The sequence below is a fragment of the Dietzia sp. DQ11-44 genome (assembly GCF_014145205.1).
Classification (GTDB): Bacteria; Actinomycetota; Actinomycetes; order Mycobacteriales; family Mycobacteriaceae; genus Dietzia; species Dietzia natronolimnaea.
Window position 1 is genome coordinate 1 of record NZ_JAALEC010000164.1, and the last position, 2881, is coordinate 2881.

At 71.4% G+C, this 2881-nt stretch carries 2 protein-coding genes; both read left to right on the forward strand.

Annotated elements, in window-relative coordinates:
• Positions 1–113: 113 nt before the first annotated feature.
• A complete protein-coding gene (locus G6018_RS05125; protein WP_182610765.1) occupies positions 114–722 on the forward strand; it encodes a hypothetical protein in 609 nt (202 codons plus the stop codon).
• A 117-nt stretch (positions 723–839) separates the two neighbouring features.
• The gene (dxs, locus tag G6018_RS05130; RefSeq protein ID WP_182638978.1) at positions 840–2729 is read left to right on the forward strand and encodes a 1-deoxy-D-xylulose-5-phosphate synthase; all 1890 of its coding nucleotides are present in this window, start codon (positions 840–842) and stop codon (positions 2727–2729) included.
• Positions 2730–2881 lie beyond the last annotated feature (152 nt).

The window sequence follows — 2881 nt, forward strand, 5'->3', positions numbered from 1 at the left end:
CTCACCGACCGGTCACCGAACCGGCGACACGGGGGCGCGATCGCGGGTCCCGGAGGGGTGCGGCGACCCGGGCGCGGGCCCGGTCCTCCCGCGCCGGGGCATGGGAGCCCGTGATGGGTCCCCCCACCGTCACCCGACGGGTCGGCGAGCACACCTGGCGGCTACCGGTCGACGCATTCTGGCAGTCGCACAGATCCGCTGCCGTGCACTACTCCGATCTCGTCCGCCGCGCGGTGTCCGCCACCGCGGGGTTACCGGCGGAGCCGGTGGTCTGGGATCTCTACGGGGGGGCGGGCCTGTTCTCCGCGGCGGTGCTCGACGTCGCCCCTCGCGCGCAGCTGACCATCGTCGAATCCGCACGTCCGTCTCTCGACGCGGTGGGGACCGCCCTCGACGTCGGCCCGGGGGTCGTCCCGGTGGCTGCGCGGGTCGAGACGTTCCTCGACCGGACGGTCGGTGGGACCGACCGGAACGGTGAGCCCGATCTCGTGATCCTGGACCCGCCGAGGGGTGGTGCGGGGATCGACGTGATGACCGCGCTCGCGGGCGGAACGGCGTCGCGGATCATCCACGTGGGGTGCGACCCGGCGAGTCTGGCCCGCGACGTCGGGGTCCTGGTGACGGCCGGCTGGACGCTGACGGACCTGCGGGGGGTGGCCGCGTTCCCCGCGACGCACCACGTGGAGGGTCTCGCCGTCCTCGATTCCCCCCGCGCGCGCTGACCCGACCCTGTGGCGCACCTCGACCGGCCGAGGCGCCGGCGGGGTCTCGCGCCGATTGCCCGTAGACTGTTGGTTCGACCCTGAGGGGTGCGGCCAGGGAAGGGGCAGTCGACGGCAATGAGTGTGCTCGATCAGGTGAACGGCCCCTCCGACCTCCGTGCACTCGGACCCGACGAGCTGGTCCGGCTCTGCGGCGAGATCAGGGAGTTCCTCATCAGGAAGGTCTCCGCCACCGGCGGGCACCTCGGACCCAACCTCGGTGTGGTCGAGTTGACGATCGCCCTGCACCGGGTCTTCGACTCCCCCCGGGACCCCATCGTCTTCGACACCGGGCACCAGTCGTACGTCCACAAGATCGTCACCGGTCGGCGTGACCTGTTCGACGGACTCCGCACCCGGGGCGGATTGTCGGGGTACCCGTGCCGCGCGGAGAGCGAACACGACGTGGTCGAGTCCTCGCACGCCACCTCGTCGCTGTCCTACGCCGACGGTCTCGCCAAGGCGTATTCCCTGCGCGGGGAGACCGACCGCACCGTCGTGGCCGTGATCGGCGACGGCGCGATGACCGGCGGGATGGCCTGGGAGGCGCTCAACAACATCGCGGCCGGCAAAGACCGGCCCATGGTGATCGTCGTCAACGACAACGGACGATCGTATTCCCCCACGATCGGAGGCCTGGCCGAACGACTCGGGGTCCTGAGACTACAGCCCGCCTACGAGAAGGCGATGGACCACACCAAGCGCACCCTGGGCGCGCGCAAGGACGTCGTCGGCAAGGCCGTGTACTCGATCCTGCACGGGATCAAGACAGGCCTGAAGGACGTGGTGTCGCCGCAGGAGCTGTTCGCCGACCTGGGACTGAAGTACATGGGGCCGGTGGACGGACACAACCTGGCCGCCACCGAGGCCGCGCTGCGGCTGGCCAAGGACTTCGGCGGCCCGGTGGTGGTCCACGTGGTCACACGCAAGGGCATGGGGTACGTCCACGCGGAGAACAACGTCGCCGACCTCATGCACGCGACCGGGGTCATCGACCCCGACACCGGCCGACCGCTCTCGGAGTCGTCCGCGGTCGACTGGACGTCGGTCTTCTCCGCCGAACTGTGCGTGATCGGTGCCGAACGGGACGACGTCGTGGCCATCACCGCGGCCATGGCCGGGCCGACCGGACTGACGGCGTTCGGTGAGCGTTTCCCGGACCGCATGTTCGACGTGGGCATCGCCGAGCAGCACGCCGTGGCCTCGGCCGCCGGACTGGCGCTCGGGGGGATGCACCCGGTGGTGGCCGTGTACTCCACCTTCCTCAACCGTGCGTTCGACCAGCTGCTCATGGACGTCGCGCTCCTCGGGCAGCCGGTCACCCTGGTGCTCGACCGCTCCGGGGTGACCGGCCCCGACGGCGCCAGTCACAACGGGATGTGGGACCTGTCGTTGACGGGGATCGTCCCCGGGGTCCGGGTGGCCGCACCGCGCGACGCCGAGACCCTGCGCGCGGAGCTCCGCGAGGCCGTCGAGGTGACCGACGGGCCGACCGTCGTGCGCTTTCCCAAGGGTTCGGTCGGTGAACCCGTCCCGGCACTGGAGACCAGTACCGACGGCGTCGACCGGGTGCACGGGTCCGGCGACGCCGACGTCCTCGTCGTCGCCGTCGGGTCGATGGTCGCGCCGTCGCTTGCCGCGGCCCGGGAACTCGAGACCGCCGGTGTCACTGTCGACGTGGTCGATCCGCGATGGGTCTATCCGGTCCCGCACTCGGTCGTCGACTCCGCGCGGGGTCGACAGCTCGTGGTGACCGTCGAGGACAACGGGCTCCACGGTGGCGTCGGGTCGGCGGTCTCGGCGAGTCTGGAGCGCGCCGGGGTAAGGGTGGACCGACTCGCCCTGGGGATACCCCAGGAGTTCCTCGACCACGCCTCCCGCGGTGAGATCCTCGCCGACGCCGGGTTGACCGCGGAGGGGATCGCCCGCGGGATCCGCCAGCGCCTCGGCGACCGGGTCGAGAGCTGAGTCCGGACGCCCTCAGCTCTCCGCTCTGAACTCGTGCACGGCGCCCAGCAGCGGAGCCTCCGTCAGTTCGATCTGCCAGCGGCGGGCACCCTCGTCCTGCAGGACCCGGTGCAGTAGCGCCGCGTCGTCGACGGTGTCGGTGGTGGCCGCCC

What these genes read in the sequence shown, in the direction of transcription:
- G6018_RS05125 (WP_182610765.1), top strand. Translation starts at nt 114, where the DNA reads ATGGGTCCCCCCACCGTCACCCGACGGGTCGGCGAGCACACCTGGCGG.
- dxs (WP_182638978.1), top strand. Translation starts at nt 840, where the DNA reads ATGAGTGTGCTCGATCAGGTGAACGGCCCCTCCGACCTCCGTGCACTC.